The sequence below is a fragment of the Pectobacterium cacticida genome (genome assembly GCF_036885195.1).
Classification (GTDB): Bacteria; Pseudomonadota; Gammaproteobacteria; order Enterobacterales; family Enterobacteriaceae; genus Pectobacterium; species Pectobacterium cacticida.
On record NZ_CP133656.1, the window covers coordinates 179,750 to 199,502 of the forward strand.

General features: G+C 52.1%; 17 protein-coding genes. 13 read left to right on the forward strand and 4 right to left on the reverse strand.

Going from position 1 to position 19,753, the window contains the following annotated elements; all coding sequences use genetic code 11:
* Positions 1 to 8 precede the first annotated feature (8 nt).
* Positions 9 to 1,595 carry a gamma-glutamyltransferase family protein gene (locus RFN81_RS00810; RefSeq protein WP_264497371.1) on the reverse strand — a complete coding sequence of 529 codons (1,587 nt, stop codon included), beginning with the start codon at positions 1,593 to 1,595 and terminating at the stop codon, positions 9 to 11.
* A gap of 199 nt (positions 1,596 to 1,794) precedes the next feature.
* Between RFN81_RS00810 and RFN81_RS00815 the strand changes: the two genes are divergently transcribed.
* The 10 genes from RFN81_RS00815 (at position 1,795) to RFN81_RS00860 (ending at position 11,376) form a co-directional block, all read left to right on the forward strand.
* Complete coding sequence (locus RFN81_RS00815) at positions 1,795 to 2,634, forward strand: MurR/RpiR family transcriptional regulator (protein WP_264497372.1); 840 nt, start codon at positions 1,795 to 1,797, stop codon at positions 2,632 to 2,634.
* 340 nt (positions 2,635 to 2,974) lie between these two features.
* On the forward strand, positions 2,975 to 3,760 hold the full coding sequence (locus RFN81_RS00820; protein WP_264498838.1) for a transporter substrate-binding domain-containing protein: 786 nt from the start codon (positions 2,975 to 2,977) through the stop codon (positions 3,758 to 3,760).
* A gap of 12 nt (positions 3,761 to 3,772) precedes the next feature.
* On the forward strand, positions 3,773 to 4,438 hold the full coding sequence (locus RFN81_RS00825; RefSeq protein ID WP_264497373.1) for an amino acid ABC transporter permease: 666 nt from the start codon (positions 3,773 to 3,775) through the stop codon (positions 4,436 to 4,438).
* Positions 4,438 to 5,091 carry an amino acid ABC transporter permease gene (locus RFN81_RS00830; protein WP_264498839.1) on the forward strand — a complete coding sequence of 218 codons (654 nt, stop codon included), beginning with the start codon at positions 4,438 to 4,440 and terminating at the stop codon, positions 5,089 to 5,091. The genes RFN81_RS00825 and RFN81_RS00830 overlap by 1 nt, the downstream gene beginning before the upstream one ends.
* Complete coding sequence (locus tag RFN81_RS00835; protein ID WP_264497374.1) at positions 5,072 to 5,815, forward strand: amino acid ABC transporter ATP-binding protein; 744 nt, start codon at positions 5,072 to 5,074, stop codon at positions 5,813 to 5,815. Before RFN81_RS00830 ends, RFN81_RS00835 begins: the two co-directional genes overlap by 20 nt.
* 84 nt (positions 5,816 to 5,899) lie before the next feature.
* Positions 5,900 to 7,144: a pyridoxal-phosphate-dependent aminotransferase family protein gene (locus tag RFN81_RS00840; protein WP_264497375.1), complete on the forward strand. Its 1,245-nt coding sequence runs from the start codon at positions 5,900 to 5,902 to the stop codon at positions 7,142 to 7,144.
* Entirely contained in the window at positions 7,141 to 8,406 is a 1,266-nt protein-coding gene (hpxK, locus tag RFN81_RS00845) for an allantoate amidohydrolase (protein ID WP_264497376.1), read from the forward strand. Before RFN81_RS00840 ends, hpxK begins: the two co-directional genes overlap by 4 nt.
* Before the next feature lie 306 nt (positions 8,407 to 8,712).
* The gene (tauA, locus tag RFN81_RS00850) at positions 8,713 to 9,690 is read left to right on the forward strand and encodes a taurine ABC transporter substrate-binding protein (RefSeq protein ID WP_264497377.1); all 978 of its coding nucleotides are present in this window, start codon (positions 8,713 to 8,715) and stop codon (positions 9,688 to 9,690) included.
* Between the two features lie 57 nt (positions 9,691 to 9,747).
* Positions 9,748 to 10,536, forward strand: coding sequence for a taurine ABC transporter ATP-binding subunit (gene tauB, locus RFN81_RS00855; protein ID WP_264497378.1), 789 nt, complete (start codon positions 9,748 to 9,750; stop codon positions 10,534 to 10,536).
* A 12-nt stretch (positions 10,537 to 10,548) separates the two neighbouring features.
* On the forward strand, positions 10,549 to 11,376 hold the full coding sequence (locus RFN81_RS00860) for an ABC transporter permease subunit (RefSeq protein ID WP_264497379.1): 828 nt from the start codon (positions 10,549 to 10,551) through the stop codon (positions 11,374 to 11,376).
* 60 nt (positions 11,377 to 11,436) lie between these two features.
* Here RFN81_RS00860 and RFN81_RS00865 read toward each other — a convergent pair whose 3' ends face one another.
* A complete protein-coding gene (locus RFN81_RS00865; protein WP_264497380.1) occupies positions 11,437 to 12,765 on the reverse strand; it encodes an aminotransferase class III-fold pyridoxal phosphate-dependent enzyme in 1,329 nt (442 codons plus the stop codon).
* Positions 12,766 to 13,162: 397 nt separating this feature from the next.
* Here RFN81_RS00865 and RFN81_RS00870 point away from each other — a divergent pair, with 397 nt between their 5' ends.
* The 3 genes from RFN81_RS00870 (at position 13,163) to RFN81_RS00880 (ending at position 17,764) form a co-directional block, all read left to right on the forward strand.
* Positions 13,163 to 14,101, forward strand: coding sequence for a sulfonate ABC transporter substrate-binding protein (locus tag RFN81_RS00870; protein ID WP_264497381.1), 939 nt, complete (start codon positions 13,163 to 13,165; stop codon positions 14,099 to 14,101).
* A 179-nt stretch (positions 14,102 to 14,280) separates the two neighbouring features.
* On the forward strand, positions 14,281 to 16,761 hold the full coding sequence (gene hpsG, locus RFN81_RS00875) for a (2S)-3-sulfopropanediol dehydratase (protein WP_264497382.1): 2,481 nt from the start codon (positions 14,281 to 14,283) through the stop codon (positions 16,759 to 16,761).
* 61 nt (positions 16,762 to 16,822) lie between these two features.
* The gene (locus RFN81_RS00880) at positions 16,823 to 17,764 is read left to right on the forward strand and encodes a glycyl-radical enzyme activating protein (protein ID WP_264497383.1); all 942 of its coding nucleotides are present in this window, start codon (positions 16,823 to 16,825) and stop codon (positions 17,762 to 17,764) included.
* 33 nt (positions 17,765 to 17,797) lie between these two features.
* Here RFN81_RS00880 and RFN81_RS00885 read toward each other — a convergent pair whose 3' ends face one another.
* Together RFN81_RS00885 and RFN81_RS00890 are read right to left on the reverse strand one after the other, a co-directional pair.
* Positions 17,798 to 18,565, reverse strand: coding sequence for an amidohydrolase (locus RFN81_RS00885; protein ID WP_264497384.1), 768 nt, complete (start codon positions 18,563 to 18,565; stop codon positions 17,798 to 17,800).
* Positions 18,553 to 19,737 (reverse strand): pyridoxal phosphate-dependent aminotransferase, encoded by a 1,185-nt coding sequence (locus RFN81_RS00890; RefSeq protein WP_264497385.1) that lies wholly within the window; start codon positions 19,735 to 19,737, stop codon positions 18,553 to 18,555. The genes RFN81_RS00885 and RFN81_RS00890 overlap by 13 nt, the downstream gene beginning before the upstream one ends.
* Positions 19,738 to 19,753: the final 16 nt, after the last annotated feature.

The following is a 19,753-nucleotide window of genomic DNA, read 5'->3' on the forward strand; positions in this document are numbered from 1 at the left end:
TTAAAAAATTAGAAACCTGCCGCGCTGCCATTGCTGCGGGGATCGAAAGCGCCCTCCAGCATACCGCTGGTGTGCCGCACGATGGCGCCGGCGTGGCCGACGGTTTCACTAAAGCTACCCAGCAGCTCGACATCGTGGCCTAACTGGCGCAGGGCATCCACCGTGGCGGGCTGAAAGCGATCTTCAATCTTTAGCGTATCGGAGGGCTGCCCCCAGGTGCGCCCTAATAGCCAGCGTGGCGCGGTAATCGCCTGTTGCAGCGGCAGACCTTGCTGAACGTGACGAATAAAGAGGGCGGCCTGCGTCTGCGGCTGCCCGTCTCCTCCCATTGAGCCGTAGACCATCGTTCGCCCATCGGATAGCCGTGCGGCCGCGGGGTTTAATGTATGAAAAGGCTGTTTACCCGGCTCCAACGCCAACAGATGTGCGGGATCGAGGCTGAACGATGCGCCGCGGTTCTGCCACAGCACGCCGGTTCCCGGCAGCACGACGCCGCTGCCGAATTCGTGGTAAATACTTTGAATGAATGAGACACAGAGCCCGCTGCTGTCACAGACGCCCATCCAGACGGTGTCACCAGGGCCTTTGCCTTCCCCCCACGGTGCGGCTTTTCGCGTATCGATCTGTTTTGCTAGTCTATCTAGCGTGTCACTTTCTAGCAGTGCCTGCACAGATTGTGTCATCAGTTTAGGATCGGTAATAAAACGGTCGCGTAAGCCAAACGCTAGCTTTGTGGATTCCACGATACGATGGATCGTCTGACTATCGCTCAGATCGGCCATTTCCAGACGATCGGTCAGACCGAGGATCGCCAGAGAGACCAAACCCTGTGTCGGTGGCGCGAGATTATAGATATCGCCTTTACTGTGTTTGAGCACCAGCGGCGCCGTGCGTTTGGCGTGATAATTCGCCAGATCGGCTGCCGTCAACGGCATACCGATTAGCGCCATCTGTGCCGATAGTCGAGCGGCGACAGAGCCACGATAAAAACTGTCCAACCCTTCAATGCTCAGCGTGGTTAAGGTCTCGGCTAAATCAGGTTGCGTAAAACGGCTGCCTGCGCGTGGAATCGTTCCCTGTGGCATAAACAGCCGACTAAAGGCCGGATTATCGCTCAGTTCATGGTAATGCTGGGTGAGCGCATCTTCTTGTGATTGGGTGACGGGGATACCGTCCGCCGCATAGCGAATCGCGTCAGACAGTAAACGAGCGAGCGGGAGCGTTTCACCCCCCAGCTCCTGAGCGATTTTTAGCGCTTCCTGCCAGCCGCCGACCGTACCCGCTACCGTCAGCGCCGCGTTAGGGCCGCGATGCGGAATACGGCTTTCGCCCTGATAGCGTTCACGGCTGGCCAGCGACCCCGCGGCTCCGCTGGCGTCGATGGCGATAGGTTCACCATGTGGCGGCACAATCAGCCAAAACCCATCGCCGCCAATGCCATTCATATGCGGATACACCACGGCGATGGTTGCCGCTGCGGCGACCATCGCTTCAATGGCGTTACCGCCTTCACGCAGGATCGCTACTGCGCTGGCGCTGGCTAAATGATGAGGCGCAACCGCCATGCCCAGCGGAGCGATATTGCTTTGCATCATGCTAAAAAACTCCTATATGCATTTATGTAGGGTGCGGTTTCTTCACGTTACGCTAGCTATAAGCAAACGGCGTTCCAGTTTTGGCCTACGAATAAAAGTCGTCTTGTGGCGGGAAGAGTCTCTGTATCATCCCGATACTCCTATGTTATGTTCTGCGGCATGAAACAAACGTTACAGCAAGGCTAATGAGTGTAAGCGGATGAGACACATAGACGAACGATTACGGGATAGCTATAGCGAACTTTCCCCACAGGAGCAGCGTGTCGCGGATTTTATCTTTGATCATTTCGACGATCTCATTAGCTACAATAGCGCCGAACTCGCGCGACTGAGTGGCGTCTCTAAGGCAACCGTTAGCCGTCTGTTCAAACGGTTGGGCTATCCCAGCTATCGTGATATGCGTGATGAACTGCGCACGCTACGCCAGAGCGGAATGCCGCTGGCGGATAACCGCGATGCGGTGCAGGGCAATACGCTGCTGGCGCGCCATTACAAACAGGAAATGGCCAACCTTACGCAGTGGATCAATCAGATCGACCCCGTACAGTTTGGCGCCGTGATTCAAGCGCTGATGCAGGCGCAACGCCTGTGTTTGATAGGTCTGCGTAATAGCTATCCGGTGGCGCTACACCTGCGTCAACAACTACTCCAGATTCGCCAGCAGGTGGCATTGTTAGCGCAACCGGGGCAGACGCTATCCGAGGAGTTAGTCGATCTGACGGAGCAGGATGTGGTGATTGTCGTGGCTTTTCGCCGCCGTCCACGCCTTATTCAGCCACTACTGGAGCAATTACAAAAGCGCAGCGTGCCTGTGCTGCTGTTGTGTGAACCGCAGAGTAGCGCGCTGATGTCACTAGCAACCTGGTCGTTGAACGTCCCGCTGGACAGCGTTTCGGCGTTTGACAGCTATTCATCCGCGATGAGTCTGGTGAATGTCATCAGTAACGCGCTACTGCATGAAATGCTGCGTGACGGACGCCAACGCATTCACCAGATCGCGGATCTTTATGGTGAACTGGGGGAGCTTGAGCAACGCTAATGGGGCGTTAAATTGGTGCTATTGCACCATAATGATGCGTTTTGCCGATTATTATATAGCCATGCAGATCGTTTCGGGCGTGATAAAACCGGATTATTTTTGTGACATAGCGCTACGCCCAAAATTTTCACCGATATTGCCTATCCATATCCACCGCTATGCCCTCTTTCAGCATGATGCTCTGCCTTCAACGTCGTTCCTCATCACCAAGCGTACGAATTTAATCTGGCATGCTCCTTGCTTGGTTTTTGTAACGATAGTTTCAGTGGTCGCTTTATTGAATCTTTCGTTTCAATTATACTTACCGGGGGCAGAAACAATGTTGAGCAACAAATTGAGCATCAAAAAAGGGTTACTGGCGTTAATGGGCGCGGCGATGCTATTGGTTCAAGTGGGTAGCGCGATGGCCGATCAGCTACAGGATATCGAAAAGCGCGGTGTGCTACGCGTCGCGGTACCGCAAGATTTCCCGCCGTTTGGATCGGTAGGAACCGATCTGCAACCGCAGGGCTATGATATCGATATCGCGCGTTATCTGGCGAAAGAGATGAAACTAAAGTTGCAGTTGGTTCCTGTCACCAGCGCCAACCGCGTGCCGTATCTGCAAACGAATAAGGTCGATCTGGTGATCTCCAGCCTCGGCAAAAACGCCGAGCGTGAAAAAGTGATCGATTTCAGCCGTGCTTATGCGCCGTTTTTCCTGGGGGTATTTGGTCCGAAGGACAGCCCTCTGGCATCGTCGGAAGCGCTGGAAGGCAAGAGCATCGGTGTAACGCGCGGTGCGGTAGAAGACATGGTGCTGACGGAAATTGCGCCGAAGGCTGCACAGGTTAAACGCTACGAAGACAACAACACTACGCTGTCTGCTTATTTGTCAGGGCAGGTGGAATTTGTCGCCACGGGGAATCTGGTCGTGGCGGCTATCGCTGAACAGAACCCGACGAAAGCGCCAGTAGCGAAGTTTATGCTAAAGGATTCGCCGTGTTACATCGGGCTGAAAAAAGGCGAGTCGGCACTTAAAGCTAAAGTCGATGCGTTGATCGAAAAGGCAGTGCAGGACAACACGCTCAATAGCCTGTCGGAAAAGTGGTTAAAAGCGCCGTTGCCTGACAGCATCAAGGCTTAACGGGAGCGAAATATGACCTATCAGCTTAATTTCCCTGCGCTGTTGCCTTTCTGGTCTGAGTTGTTGGCGGGGTTATGGGTCACCATAGAGTTGACGGTAATGGCAACGCTCGGCGGCATCGCCTTGGGAATCTGTGGTGCGGCCTTGCGCAGCGGCAAGCCCACCCTGATAGGCCGCTTATGGGGCCTCTATGTCGAGCTGATTCGTAATACGCCGTTTGTGGTTCAACTGTTCTTCATCGTTTTTGGCTTGCCGAGTCTGGGCTGGAAACTCACGGCCGGACAGGCGGCGCTGCTAGCCATGTTGATTAATCTCGGCGCTTACAGTACCGAGATTATCCGTGCGGGCATTCAGGTGACGCCGAAAGGCCAGTGGGAAGCCGCGCGTGTACTGGGGTTGACGCGGGCGCAGACTTTTCTGCGCGTAATTTTACCACCCGCGCTTCAGCGTATTTATCCGGCCTTGGTCGGTCAGTGCATCATCGTCATGCTGGGGTCGTCCGTAGTGTCGCAGGTGTCTTATGAGGAACTGACCTTTGCCGCCAACCTGATTCAGTCGCGCACGTTTTTGAGCTTTGAAGTGTATCTGGTGACCACGCTGTGTTATCTGGCGTTGTCCATCCTGATGCGGCAACTCTTACTCCTTGCAGGGCAGCGTTTTTTTAGGAGCCAGCCATGATGACATTTACCGACTGGGATATCGTGCGTAACTTGCTGTTAGCCGCACGGTGGACGCTGCTGTTGTCGTTGACGGCTTTCATCGGCGGCGCGCTGGTGACCTTTCCACTGATGCTACTGCGTTTAACCAAGCGTAAATGGCTAACGCGTTTTGTACGCGGGTATGTTGAGTTATTTCAGGGGACGCCACTGCTGATGCAGTTGTTTCTCGCCTTTTTCGGATTGGCGCTGTTTGGCATTGATGTGAGCCCGTGGACGGCGGCGGCGTTAGCGCTGACGTTGTTTACCAGCGCTTTTTTAATCGATATTTGGTGTGGCAGCGTAGAAGCCTTGCCGAAAGGGCAGTGGGAGGCATCGCGCTGTCTTGGGCTGAATTTCGGCCAGACGCTCTATCGCGTGGTCGCGCCACAGGCGATGCGTATTGCCATCGCGCCCACGGTGGGTTTCTCCGTGCAGGTGATCAAGGGCACCGCGCTGGCGTCAATCATTGGGTTTGTTGAGCTGACCAAAGCGGGAACCATGCTCAATAACGTCACTTATCAGCCATTCAAGGTGTTTGGTCTGGTGGCGTTGGGCTACTTCCTTATGTGCTACCCACTCTCTTACTACAGTCGCTATCTGGAGAAGAAATTCAATGCCGCTCATCACCATTAATCAGGTACAAAAATATTACGGTCAGAACCATGTCCTCAAAGGCGTGGATCTTGATATCGACGCCGGTGAGGTCATTTCGATCATCGGACGTAGCGGTTCCGGCAAGAGTACCCTTCTGCGTTGCATGAATGGGTTGGAAGGCTATCAGGATGGCAGCATCAAGCTAAACGGCATGACGGTTACCGATCGCGACTCACAGGCGCGGGAAATTAGCCGTCAAGTGGGAATGGTGTTCCAGAACTTCAATTTGTTTCCGCATATGACGGCGCTGGAAAACGTCATGCTGGCGCCGCGCCGCGTGCTGGGTAAAAGCGCCGCGGAATGTCGCGAGTTGGGCGAAAAAATGCTCACTAAAGTCGGGCTGGGGGAACGTCTGCATTACTATCCCGCCAACCTGTCTGGCGGCCAACAGCAGCGTGTTGCGATTGCCCGCGCGTTGGCGATGAACCCGAAAGTTTTACTGTGCGATGAAATTACCTCGGCGCTCGATCCCGAATTAGTCGGCGAAGTGCTGAAAGTGCTGGAGCAGCTCGCGGCGGAAGGGATGACGTTGGTTCTGGTCACGCATGAAATGAATTTTGCCCGGGAGGTGGGCGATCGCGTGGTGTTTATGCACCAAGGCACCGTCTGGGAGCAGGGTGACAGCAAAACGCTGTTTGCGAATCCGCAGACGCCGGAATTGAAACAATTTATCGCCTCCGTCCGTGGATTATCAGAAGCGTAGGGCTGCTGCGCTCATCCGGTATCGGACATAGGCAACGGCGGTATTGGGCTGGCCCGTAACATTAATACATTGGAGTACATCAATATGAATAGCGAACGCTACGCGCAAATTAACCCACCTCATCGTCTACTGATGGGGCCAGGGCCGATCAATGCCGATCCGCGCGTATTACGGGCCATGGCCAGCCAGTTGGTGGGGCAGTATGACCCGGCGATGACTAATTATATGAATCAGGTCATGGCGCTTTATCGTCAGCTCTTTCGCACGGAAAACCGCTGGACCATGCTGGTGGATGGCACCTCGCGCGCCGGGATCGAGGCGATCTTAGTATCAGCGATTCGTCCTGGTGACAAAGTGTTGGTGCCGGTATTAGGCCGGTTTGGACATCTGCTGTGTGAGATCGCCCGTCGCTGCCGGGCTGAAGTCCATACTATCGAGGTGCCGTGGGGCGAAGTGTTCTCGCCCGATCGAATTGAGGATGCAATTAAGACGGTTCGCCCACGCCTATTGCTGACGGTGCAGGGCGATACGTCAACGACGATGCTGCAACCGCTGGAAGATTTGGGAGAAATTTGTCGCCGACACGGTGTGCTTTTTTACACCGACGCCACGGCCTCGTTTGGTGGAAACCCATTAGAAACGGACAAATGGGGACTGGATGCGGTGTCTGCTGGATTGCAGAAGTGTCTCGGCGGCCCGTCTGGCAGTTCCCCGATCACGCTGAGTCCGCAGATGGAAGCGGTGATCCGTCGGCGTAAATGCGTCGAACAGGGGATCCGAACGGACGCGCATCAGAACGGTGATGATGAGATGATCTACTCCAACTATTTCGATCTCGGCATGGTGATGGATTATTGGGGGCCGGAGCGTCTAAACCACCATACCGAAGCGACAAGCATGCTGTTTGCCGCGCGAGAATGTGCCCGTGTCATCCTTGAAGAAGGGGTGGACCGCAGCATCGCACGCCATGCGTTGCATGGCAATGCGCTGGTGGCGGGGATTCAGGGGATGGGGCTGGAAACCTTTGGCGATCTCAAACACAAAATGAATAACGTGCTGGGCGTGGTCATTCCCGATGGCGTTCACGGTGAGCAGGTGCGCAAGCTATTGCTGGAAGATTTCGCCATTGAGATCGGTACGTCGTTTGGCCCGCTTCAGGGCAAAATCTGGCGCATAGGAACGATGGGCTACAACGCGCGTAAAGATTGTGTAATGCAAACGCTGACGGCGCTTGAGGCGGTATTAAATCGCCTTGGCTTCCGTACCGTACAAGGTGAGGCGATGCAGGCCGCCTGGAATAGCTATGCGGCGCAAGAGGAATGCGCATGAGTGAAATACTGATGTTGCCCGCCGCAGCGCAAGCGGCGGCCGAACGGATTATGTCACGCTGTGATGCGCTGGCGGAAATCAGTGAAACGTCCGGTCAGTTGACCCGCGTTTATCTGTCGCCGGAACACCTGCGCGCCAATGCGCGTGTAGGGGAGTGGATGCGTGAAGCGGGAATGACAGTCTGGCAGGATAGCGTAGGCAACATTTGCGGCCGCTATGATGGGCTCTCGTCGGATGCGCCAGCGCTGCTGTTGGGCTCGCATTTGGATACGGTACGCAATGCAGGTCGTTACGACGGTATGCTAGGTGTTCTGACGGCGATTGAGGTGGTGCAAGCACTCCATAAACAGGGAATTCGTTTGCCCGTGGCGCTGGAAATCATCGGCTTTGGCGATGAAGAAGGCACACGCTTTGGGATTACGTTACTGGGAAGCCGCGGCTTAACGGGGAGTTGGCCAGAAAGCTGGCTAGCGTGTCGGGATGCCGAGGGTATCAGCGTGGCGCAGGCATTAACGATTGCCGGGTTGGATCCGCTTCAGATTGCGCGAGCCGAGCGCCCGGTTGATGACATTGTCGGCTACCTGGAGCTCCATATTGAACAGGGGCCGTGTCTTGAGCAGCAGGATTTAGCGCTGGGCGTTGTCACCGCAATCAACGGTGCGCGGCGGCTTAATTGTACATTCCTGGGGCAGGCGGGTCATGCGGGTACGGTACCGATGACGCAGCGTCACGATGCGCTGGCGGCGGCGGCGCACTGGATGGCGCAGGCAGAACTTATCACGCAAGAAAGCGATCCTTATCTGGTGGCGACGTTTGGCACCGTGCAGTGTTTACCGGGCGCGGCGAATGTGATCCCTGGAGAAGTAAAGCTGACGCTGGATATTCGTGGGCCTGAGGATACGGCGCTGGATGCGTTGTTGGACCGTATTCTGACGCAAGGACAAGCTATCGCGCATCAACGCGGTTGTCAGTTCGACGCACAGGAATATTATCGTATTGCCGCAACCCGCTGCGATCCCTCCTTACAGTCAGACCTAAACCAGGCGGTGGCGCAGGTTCAGGGACGGACGATAATGTTGCCGAGCGGCGCAGGTCATGACGCCATTGCTATCGCTGAGCGTTGGCCTGTTGCCATGCTCTTTGTCCGTTGTCGCGGCGGCGTCAGTCACCACCCCGACGAATCCGTGAACGCGGGGGATGTGACGTTGGCATTACAGGCACTGGGGAATACGGTATTAGCCTATAGCGAAAAAGATCATTGAATTTTATCTCTATTGCAGGATAACTCTTATTCTATTATTTATAGGATAACTCTCATTCTATTGTTGGAATTATGAGTGTGGGTTGTGATGGTCAATATCTTATCGTTATTTCGCTATATCGAGTGCGATATTATTTTATAGTTCTTGCTAGTCAGTATTTTATTGATTCATAAAATTTTATTTTTATAGCTATTTTTTAGAAAACAGTATCTTTATAAGTTATATTGATAGTGCGGTTGTTTCTTGAACTTTCATCATATATTGATGGCAGAAACTTAAAAAGTTCATAACCACAGAGAGATAACTATGCACTATCTTTTTTTACGACGCCTAATAGCGTTAGGCATATTAATCAATATTAGTTTCTTAGCAAAAGCGGCCGATATTACGGTCGCCTATCAAACAATACCGGATCCTTCGCAGGTCGCACAAGCCGATGGAACCTACGAAAAAGCGACGGGACTGAAAATAGATTGGCGCAAATTCGATGCCGGAGCGGAAATAATCGCCGCGGTTGCCTCGGGCGATGTACAAATCGCTTATCTAGGGTCTAGCCCCTATGCGGCGGCAGTGAGCCGGAAAATACCGATTGAAACATTATTGATCGCTTCCCAACTGGGCGCTAGCGAAGCGCTGGTGGTGCGTCATGGTGCCGGTATTGTCAAACCACAGGATCTGATAGGCAAGAAGGTTGCTACGCCTTTTGTTTCTACGAGTCATTACAGCCTATTGGCCGCGTTGAAAAACTGGAATATTGATGCCAAAAAAGTACAGATTATAAATCTGAATCCCCCGGCGATCGGCGCCGCATGGCGACGCGGTGATATTGATGCCACCTATACTTGGGAGCCTGCGCTTGGCATAGCGAAATCAAACGGTGATGTGCTGATTTCTTCAGGTGAACTGGCAAAGCTGGGGGCCCCGACATTTGATGTCTGGCTAGTACGAAAAGACTTTGCCGAGAAACAGCCTCTGGCAGCAAAAGCCTTTGCCAAAGTGACTCAAGATGCCTATACCCACTACCGTAATGATCCTCAGGCGTGGTTAGCGGATAAGGGCAATGTCGCTAAATTGGCAAAAATAAGTGGTGCAAAAGCCGAAGATATCCCCGCCCTGCTTCAAGGCAATACCTACCTTCTGCCCAATGAACAGCGAGAGTTTCTGGCAGCGCCTGCTGCCAAAGCGATAGGCGATACGGCGGTGTTCCTCAAAGATCAACAGCGTATTGACGCCATATTACCGGATTATTCTCCCTATGTTACAACCCAATATATTCCCGAATAATTTATGATGCCTGCGCGATCGTCGTCGATATAAGTGGGCTTTACTGGTGGATAAAGAATGACATTATTGCAGCTTGAACAAGTAAGCGCCCGTTATGCCACTAGCGAACAATCGGTATTGGAAAATATTACTTTCACGCTGTCGGCGGGGCAATTGATGGTAGCACTCGGGCCATCAGGAAGCGGGAAAACCACATTACTCAACCTGATTGCCGGATTTATTCCGCCCGTTGAAGGCACAATTTTACTTGATGGTAACGTTGTTACTGGTCCGGGCGTGGAACGGGGCGTTGTTTTTCAGCATGATGCCTTATTACCATGGCAAGATGTGTTAGAGAATGTGGCGTTTGGGATGAAGTTAGCTGGTATACCGCAGGCTGAGCGCGAACAAAAGGCGCGCCGATTATTGATGCAGGTGGGTTTAACGGGCTTTGAACATCGCGCGGTGTGGCAACTTTCCGGCGGTCAGCGACAACGGGTCGGTATTGCCAGAGCGTTGGCTACTAATCCACAGCTATTACTATTAGATGAACCTTTCGGCGCGCTGGATGCATTCGCTCGCGAGCAAATGCAGGAATTATTACTTACGGTATGGAAAACCGCGGCTAAACCTATTTTTTTGATTACGCATGATATAGAAGAAGCCATTTTCCTGGCGACAGATTTAATTATGATGTCACCTTACCCAGGACGTATTATTGAGCACTTAAAACTTGGTTTTGGCACACGCTATGCGAATGGGGAAAGCACGCGAGCGATAAAATCGGATCCGCAGTTTATTGAAACCCGAGAATGGGTACTCTCTCGTCTATTTGCCAAGCGCGAACAGTTTTCATCACGCGATTAAGAGGATATCGTTATGAGCACTGTCGAACGATCTGCTGAACCAACGTATAAGGCACCAAATTCACGGGTGGCCAAAAGCTCTATTCCTTCTATCGCCATTAGCAGTTTCAGCATAGGTATATTATTGCTTGCGTGGTGGTTTGTTACCTGGCTGGAAATTGTTGAGCCTTTATTCCTCCCTGGGCCCTATGCCGTGTTACAGCGGCTATGGCAGTTGGTGACCGTAGGCTATATGGATGCCACGCTCTGGTATCATTTATTTGCCAGCCTACAACGTATCGGATTAGCGTTATTGGCCGCGTTGGCCACGGCGATCCCATTAGGCCTTGCTATAGGTCGTCATCGCATTTTGCGTGCGGTGTTCGATCCACTGATTGAATTTTATCGTCCAATCCCACCGTTGGCTTACCTTCCACTCATTGTTATTTGGTTTGGTATTGGTGAGTTTTCTAAAGTGTTACTGATCTATCTCGCCATTCTGGCACCGATTGTTATTGCGACGGCTGACGGTGTTCGTAGCACAGACCCTACTAAAATTCTCGCCGCACAGACGCTTGGCGCAACGCCATTACAGTTAATTCGTTATGTCATTTTTCCCAGTGCCCTACCGGATATTTTAGTTGGAATACGTATTGGATTAGGGGTGGGATGGTCGACATTAGTGGCGGCGGAATTGGTCGCGGCAACCCAGGGATTAGGGTTTATGGTTCAGGCGGCGTCACAATTTTTATTAACGGATATTGTCATTCTTGGGATACTGACGATCGCGGCCATTGCCTTTATGCTGGAAGTCATGTTGCGTTATCTGCAACGTAAGTTAGTCCCTTGGCAAGGGCAATAACGGTTATGCCACGTTCCATGACGTTCGCAGTGAGTGAACGTCATGGAAGAGGCTAGATTTTTAGCGCTCTGCGCTAAGTACCTTACGCAGTATGGAAAACAGCTCGTCAATATGATCCGGCGTCGACACCAGTATCGGGGCGATAATTAGCGTATCGCCAGTCGATTTAAGATGTAATCCGTGCTCAAAAAGTTTTTTCTGTAACTGATAACCGCGCAGCCCTATCTTCTCCGCAGGACGTAAGTCAATTCCCCCTAATAACCCAAAACCACGAATATCGCTAATAATCGGCAGCCCTTGAAGCGAAAAGAGTTTGTCAAGAAAATAAGGGCTTAGCGCTTCTCCATTGGCAAACACGTTCTCTTCCTGATACAGCCGTAACGTCGCTAGCGCCGCAGCGCAGGCTGCCGGATGGGCACTCCACGTATAACCGTGGAAAAATTCAATCTCTTGCTCGCCCGCCGCATTAATAATGTGTTCGTAAACCCGGCGATCAACCGCCACCGCAGCCATCGGCTGTGCGCCATTCGTCAGCGCTTTGGCCAGGGTAATGATGTCAGGACGAATAGCAAAGGTCTGGCTGGCGAACGCCTTACCGGTCCGCCCGAATCCGCAAATGACTTCATCCATAATGAGCAGAATGTCATAGCGATCGCACAGTAACCGGATCCGTTCAAGGTAGCCTTTTGGCGGAACCAGCACGCCGGTAGACCCCGCAATGGGTTCGATCACGCAGGCGGCGATATTTTCAGGCCCATGTAACTCAATCAGGCGCTGTAAGTCGTCAGCCAGAAAGTCACCGGATGAGGGTTGACCACGCTGGTAACGGTTTTCCTCCAGCCAGGTATGACGCAGATGTACCACCTGTGGCCAACTGCCGGCAAACTGTCGACGATTGTTGGTTAGCCCGCTTAGTGCGACCCCGCCAAAATTGACGCCATGATAGGCTCGTTCCCGAGAAATAAAGAGGGTTCGTGAACTTTGTTTGCGTGCACGCTGGTACGCAAGCGCCACTTTCAGTGCGCTGTCGATGGCCTCAGAACCCGAATTAACAAAAAAGAGACGATCGAGTTGCGGGGGGAGTATTTTCGCCAGTTCTCTCGCTGTTTCAAAAGCGAGGGGATGGCTACGATAAAAGCTGGAACTGTAATCCAACGTCATCAATTGGTGATAAACCGCATCGGCAATTTCCTGACGGCGGTGACCTAAAGCACAAGTAAACAAGCCGGAGACACCGTCAAGTATACGATTGCCAAGGTGATCCTGATAATAAAGGCCATCCGCTTGCGTAAACAATTTCGGGTCACGATGAAAATCGCCGTTTGGAGTAAAGGGCAGCCAGAAATTGTCGTTAATCATGCTGTGGAGATCTCTCTGTGGGTGGGTCATAGCGAGCTACCTGATAATGTTTGAATATTTAACATTTCCGTAAGTGTTTACGGTGCGACCTTCATTCAGTCTAATCCACTAAAGTTAAACCCGCTAAATAGCTATTAAAAAAATTTTGATGATATAGCGGAGAACGTAAAGATAAATTCATTCTTTTATTGCCGTTTTTAACGCGATAAATAAGAAAAGTCTTGGTTTAAATAGTGGGGTGTGAATACTTCATTCTGATTTTTCATTTCTGTTAACTAATTTTATTATGCTGTTTAACATGCGAGTGATATTATTCACACCATTATTCTTTAGATAAATAATCAATATTATTATCCATAACTGATAGTTAGTAATACTGATATCTACCGTTAGGATGAAGTATTCCTTCTATCATTATGGTGCCCCTATGATCGATTTTTTCCGTTATAGCTTTATTCTTATTACATCACTGGCGCTTTCCACCGGAGCGGCTTTAGCCGATACCGTGCGGATTGGTTATCAGAAGTCAGCGACAACGCTGGTCTTATTAAAAGAAGAAGGTTCGCTGGAAAACAGATTACGCTCACAAGGCGTCACGGTTGAATGGACACAATTCCCCGGCGGTCCACAATTGCTGGAGGGCCTGAATATTGGCGCTATTGATTTTGGTTTTACGGGAGAAACACCGCCGGTATTCGCTCAAGCGGCACAGGCTGATTTGGTTTATGTCGCCAATGAGCCGGCGTCGCCGACGGCCGAAGCCATTTTAGTCCTTAAGGATTCGCCGCTGAATTCAGTGGCGCAGCTAAAAGGGAAAAAAGTGGCGTTAAATAAAGGATCAAACGTTCACTACTTATTAGTCCAAGCCCTGTCTGAAGCTGGCCTGCAATACAGCGATATTACTCCCGTTTATTTACCCCCAGCAGATGCGCGCGCAGCGTTCGAGAATGGCAGCGTAGATGCCTGGGTGATATGGGATCCCTTCAGTGCGGCGGCTGAGCGTCAAATTCATGCTCGGGTACTGCGTGACGGGCGTGGAATCGTCAATAATTACCAGTTTTATCTGGCGAGGCGTGACTTTGCTGTCAAACATCCACAGGTTATCACTGCGCTAATTGAAGAGATCCGTCTGATCGGCAAGAAAGCCGTCGATGATCCTGCGCGCGTTGCTCGCCAAGTCGCGCCCTTGTTAGGTCTCTCTGAAAGTATTACCCAGCTTGCCGTTGAGAGGCAGGGTTATGATGCTCAGTTTATTTCTCCTGAGGCGATTGCCAGCCAGCAACGTATCGCAGATACCTTTGCCCGATTAAAACTCATTCCGGAAAAGCTAGATATTAAGCAGGCAGTGTGGACTCCGCCTCAATGACTTGTGGTTTGCGACAAATAGATGAGCCCTCATGGTAGTTAAACCAACGCGGTGACAATCGGCTTTCGTATGGAGGAATATCTTGTGGCAAGGGAGTTCATTGCGAACGGCCTTTTTAATTTACGTGCGGAAAAGATTAAGCCACATGTTGATATTGAATAAATATTACGAGGATGCCAATGAATCAGAGCGCAACGATTTTAAGTCCGCAGGAATCACGCCTTAGACAGGATAATGCGATACCTACGGCCAAAAAGCGAAGCAGAACAGATAAGATTTTAGAAAACATCCAGCAGGGAAGGCCCAGCATTGATGTAGAGCGCGCCCGTTATTTCACGGAGTCTATGCGCGAAACTGAAGGGCAAATGTTGATTCTCCGCTGGGCTAAGGCGATGTATCACATTGCCGAAAACATTACGGTTTATATCGATGACCAGCAACTGATTGTTGGGCGGGCGGGAAAGCAAGGGCGTTACGGTATTCTGTATCCTGAGTTAGACGGCGATTTTCTGGATGCGGCCATTAGTCAGCTTCCTCTCCGGCAGGCGTCACCCTTTACTATTGATGAAAAAGACTGTGCCGTCATTCATGAGGAAATTTCTCCCTATTGGCAGGGGAAAACGTACCATGAGCATTTATCGAATGCCTTGCCGGAAGAGACCTTACGCCTGACTTACGATCCAAAAGATCGCCAAACGTCACGATTTATCGTCAATGAAACCTCATCCTTCCGTTCATCTATCCAATGGGTGCATGATTATGAAAAGGTGTTACAGCGAGGCTTCAAAGGTATCCGGCAGGAAGCAGAGCAACGCCTGGCCGAACTCGATCCATTTAACCCCGTAGACAGCGTAGAAAAAGCGCCATTTTTGCAGGCCATCGTGATCGCTGCCGACGCCATTGTCCTGTGGGCTAAACGCCATGCCCAGCTTGCTAAAGCATTAGCGGAAAAAGAGCGTAATCCGCAGCGCCGGTTGGAATTATTAGACATTGCCGAGCGCTGCGAATGGGTACCGGAAAACCCCGCACGGGACTTTCGTGACGCACTGCAAGCGCAATGGTTTACACAACTCTTTTCTCGTTTAGAGCAAAAAACCGGTACGATTATTTCCAATGGTCGAATGGATCAATATCTCTTTCCTTACTATCAACGAGATAAAGAGCGAGGCATATTAGACGATGAGCAGGTACTGGAATGGCTGTCTTGCATGTGGGTCGCGATGGCGCAATTTGTCGATTTGTATATATCTGCGACGGGCGGCGCGTTTAATGAAGGCTATGCACACTGGGAAGCTGTGACCATCGGAGGGCAAACGCCGGAAGGGATGGATGCCACCAATGCGTTATCTCACCTGTTTTTACGCTCCAAGCGTGAGTTCCCGTTACATTACCCCGATCTTGCCGCGCGGATTCATAATCGGACTCCCGCACACTTTCTTCATGATATTGCGGAGACAATTAAAGAAGGCACCGGCTTCCCCAAGTTAATTAATGACGAAGAGGTTGTCCCCTTATTATTGTCCAAGGGCGCTGAATTTTCTCAGGCTTATGATTATGCCGTTTCGGGTTGCGCAGAATGCCGAATGCCAAATCGTGATACGTATACCAGCCCCTGTGCATACATCAATTTCCCTGCAGCCTTAGAAATGACGCTTTACAATGGTCGGATGCAGCGTCACGGTGCAGAGTTGCTCGGTTTGGAAACCGGCGATCCGCGTGATTTCGCTACCTGGGACGATTTCTGGCAGGCATACCTTAAACAGCATAATAATTTTCTGCGCCATGCCTTTATCCAGCAAAAAGTTATTATAGATTTGCGTGCGCAACACTTTGCCTGGCCATTGGGTTCGGCACTGCACGACTTATCGATGGCAGCTTGCAAAGATATTCACCAGCCGACGATTGAAGGCGGAATAGATTTAGGTTATTTCGAATTTATGGGCTACGGGACGGTGATTGATTCGCTGGCGGCCATAAAGAAATGGGTCTACGAAGAGCGACGTATCACCATGTCGCAGCTAATAGAGGCGCTGCAAGATAATTTTGAGCACCATCCAGTGTTGCGTGCGCTACTGGCTAATGCGCCTAAATATGGTAATAACGATCCTTATGCCGATGCCATTGGTAAAACGTTAGATAAAGTCTGCCTGGATTTCACGCGCAAATATTCCAAAACGCTTGGCGTACACCTCGATCTCAGGCTGGTGCCTTTCACTTCCCATGTACCGTTTGGCAAAGTGGTTCACGCTACGCCTAATGGTCGTAAAGCCTGGATGCCTCTATCAGATGGTTCCTCCGCTTCACAGGGATGCGATGCTAAAGGACCGACGGCGGTACTGCTGTCTAATTATCAGACCAAAAATTACCAGTTTAGCGAACGAGCGGCGCGGTTGCTGAATATCAAGTTTACCCCGTCGATTGTCGCTGGGGAGGAGGGAACCCGTAAACTGTGCGATTTAATTCGCGCTTGGTGCGATCTGAAATTATGGCATGTCCAGTTCAACGTGATTAACCGAGAAACGCTGTTAGCCGCTAAAGCCGATCCGGAGCGTTATCGTGGATTAATTGTCCGTATCGCTGGTTATAGTGCCTATTTCACCGATCTGTCGCCGGATTTACAGGATGATTTGATCGCTCGAACCGGTCACGACCTGTTTTAGGCGGTGAAGGTTGAGGAATAATAACCGGCGCGTTTTCGCGTCAAGCGCAACGAATAACGCGATGCCACATCATTCCGCAATGCTAACCGGCTGGGTATTCAATACCCAGCGCTACTCTCTGCACGACGGCATTGGAATACGTACGGTGGTGTTCCTGAAAGGCTGCCCGTTACGCTGCGAATGGTGTAGCAATCCCGAATCACAGAGTAGTAAACCTGAGATCGCTGTCGATGTGCGTAAATGTCTGGGAGGCACGGCCTGCGGGTTGTGCGAGTCTCAGTGTCAGGAAATGGCATTGCGCTTTACCTCAACCGGAGAGATAGACGTAGATCGTCACCGCTGTTCCAACTGCCTCGCATGTGTGTCCCATTGTCCCACGCGGGCTTTACATGGCATGGGTGAACGGATGACGGTACATCAGGTTTTAGATATCGTCGAGTCTGATAGTATTTTTTATCGGCGATCGGGAGGGGGGCTTACATTGAGCGGTGGCGAACCATTGATGCAGGGCGCGTTTGCGCTAGCTCTACTAAAGGAGGCGAAAAGGAGACAAGTTAATACGTTACTGGAGACTTGTGGTGACGGGCGCTGGTCTGATCTATGTGAAATCGCCAAATACACCGACGCGGTTTATTTTGATATTAAGAGCTTGGATGATGCGTTGCATCGGCGCTTTACCCGGCGCGGCAATCAACGCATCCTGAACAATTTAGTACAGTTGCGGCAAACATACCCTCACTTGCCTATTCATGTGCGCACGCCGCTTATTCCCGTGTTTAATGCAAATTGGGGCGATATTAGCGCGATACTCGATTTTATTTTACCGTTGCCGCAGGTGAGTTATGAAATCCTGCCGTATCATCGTCTAGGCCGCGACAAATATCGTCTGCTGGGGCGAGACTATTTTCCTGCGGAACAACCGGGGTGTGCGGCGGTGAGCGCCGATATTGTTCAGCGTGCTCAAGCACGTTGTGGTGAGCGCTACGGCGCGCCGCTGGTTTAATAGCGCTACGTGAACGGCGACGTTAGAAAATGCTCATAGCGTAAAGCGATCGGCATCGCGCCAGGCAGGGAAGGATTGCCGATAGCTTTGCAGCGCTTCCAGCGACAGCGTAGCATCCAGTTGCGCGGGTTGATTGGGAGGCGCAGAGGCCAGGATTTCTCCTTGCGGATTAATAAGTAGACTATCGCCGCGATAGCTGTGACCGTTGCCGTCGGTACCGACGCGGTTACACCCCGCAACGTAAGCCTGATTCTCAATGGCGCGTGCGGTCAGTAGCGTCTGCCAGTGATTGGCACGCGGCGCGGGCCAGTTGGCGACATAGATCGCCAGATCATAGTCCTGACGATTGCGCGACCAGACCGGAAAACGCAGGTCGTAGCAAATCATGGGGCAAATGCGCCAGCCGCGCCATTCCAGGACAATCCGCTCGGTGCCAGCCTGATAGTGGTGATGCTCATCCGCCATACGGAACAAGTGGCGCTTATCGTAGTGATACACCTCACCGTGCGGATCGACTAATAGGAAGCGGTTGACTGCGCCTTTTGGCGAATTCACCGCGATGCTGCCACCGATCAGCGCATTGGTTTTCTGTGCCCATTGGTGCAGCCACGCCACGACGACCGCCTGCTCCAGGCTGCCTTTGGCGGCTTCCATCGCAAAGCCGGTGGTAAACATCTCCGGCAGTATAATGACATCCCTGCCGCTAATTTCCGCCAATAGGGTATCGAAGTGACGCAGATTGGCTTCCCCATCGCGCCAGACTAAGGGCTGTTGCAATAATGAAATCGTTAAAGTCGACATAAACGCTCCGCAGCGGCATCCAACGTGGCTTCTTGTTTAGCAAAGCATAGCCGAATCAGCGTATGAGGGAACGGATCGGCGCAAAAGACGGAGAGCGGAATCGCTGCGACGCCAACATGCTCGGTCAGCCAGCGACAAAAACTGACATCGTCCGCATCGGAAATCGCGCCGTAGTCGGCCAATAGAAAGTAGGTGCCTTCACAGGGCAGAATCTTGAAACGGCTCCCCGCTAACGCCGCAACGAAACGATCGCGCTTGGCGCGATAAAAAGCGGGCAGCTCGCGCCAGTGTTGCGGGTGTTCACGCAACATATCGGCAATGGCGAGCTGTGCGGGTGTGTTCACGGAAAACGTCAGATATTGGTGAACTTTACGCACTTCCGCGCTCAGTGCCGTTGGCGCAACGCAGTAGCCCACCTTCCAGCCCGTCATGTGGAATGTTTTCCCGAACGAGGAGACGGCGATCGCGCGTTGGCGCAGTGAGGGATGCGCCAGCACGCTAGCGTGACCTTCGCTGGAGAAACAGATGTGCTCGTAGACTTCATCGCTCAATACGAAAATATTATGTGCGGCGATGGCTCGCCAGAGCTGCTCAACGTCCGCCGTCTGCCAGGCGGTGGCGGATGGATTATGCGGCGTGTTCAAAATCACCAGCCGCGTGCGATCGCTCAGCAGGCTGGCAAAATGAGACCAGTCCACGCGAAATGCGGGCGGCTGTAAGGCGATACGTTTGAGTATGCCGCCTGCCAGCGTGACGGCGGGTGCATAGCTGTCATAACTCGGGTCGAAACAAATCACCTCGTCGCCGGGGCGCACCAGCGCGGTAATCGCGGCAAACAACGCCTCGGTGGCTCCCGCCGTGACGGTAATCTCACTCTCGGCGTCCGGCCGCCAGCCGTACAGCGACTGCGTTTTTTCGGCAATGACCTCGCGTAGCGGCGCAACGCCGGTCATCGGCGCATATTGGTTGGCGCCTTGACTGACGTGATACGCCAGCCGCTGTTGCAAATAAGCCGGGCCGTCAAAGTCGGGGAAGCCTTGCGATAGATTGATGGCTTGATGTTGCTGAGCCAGTGCACTCATTTGCGTGAAAATCGTGGTGCCCAGCGCGGGCAATTTACTGTCGGGCAGTAGTGTACCGTTGGGAAGAGTGGAAGGTCTTGTGGTGCTCATAGTAGGTCATGGCCCT